The organism is Vibrio sp. Y176, from assembly GCF_033438945.1.
In genome coordinates, this window is record NZ_JAWOQS010000351.1 from 1 (window position 1) to 799 (window position 799).

General features: G+C 46.2%; 1 protein-coding gene. It reads right to left on the reverse strand.

Translation table 11 applies throughout. From position 1 onward, the window contains the following. Window positions 1-733: Bcr/CflA family efflux MFS transporter (locus tag R7O13_RS26015; RefSeq protein WP_318305091.1), on the reverse strand; the 733-nt coding region annotated here is incomplete at its 3' end. Window positions 734-799: the final 66 nt, after the last annotated feature.

Genomic DNA, 799 nt, shown 5'->3' on the forward strand with positions numbered 1-799 from the left:
GGATGAAGCTCAAACCGATGTCTTTGGCTTCATAGCCTAGTTGCGCCATGATTTCTGGCATACCAGTAAGGTAAGCAAAGAACGCTGCCGACGCGGTTGCGAACATAAACACGTTACCTAGGTAAGTTTTTGAACCTAGTAACGCTTTAATATCCGCAGACATGCTGGTTTGTTTGATTTCGGCTTGTTCGTTCTTTTGTGCCATGGTGGCAGCAACCAGCACCACGCCAACAAGCGTTAATGCGATAAAAATACTGTGCCAACCAAAGCTATCCGCTAAAACCACACCCAGTTGAGGCGCAAGTGCTGGTGATAGTGCCACCAACGGCATGATGGTCGCAAAAATTTGCTGGCTACTGCTGGAGTAACGCTTGATCACCATCGCTTGCCAGATAACCGCAGGAGCACACACGCCGATTGCTTGCACAAAGCGTAGTGTCAGTAGCTGCCAAACTTCATCGCAGAATGCTAAGCCGAATGAGGCAATGGTAAAGAGCACCAGACCTGCGGCCAGCGTATTGCGGTGACCAAATTTATCCGATGCCAATCCCCACATCAACTGACCAAAAGCCATACCTACAAGAAATACGGTCAGAGAAAGTGCGATTTGTTCGGGACCTGTAGCAAAGTCGATTTCCATCGCTTTGAACGCAGGTAAGTACATGTCAGTGGCAACAAAGCCAAGCATGGATAAAGCTGCAAGATAAACGAGCTGTAGTTTTGATATTTTCATGATTCAACCAATCAAATTATTTAATCATTTTTTAATCACTATCAGTAGGCGCCAACCCTGATTTAT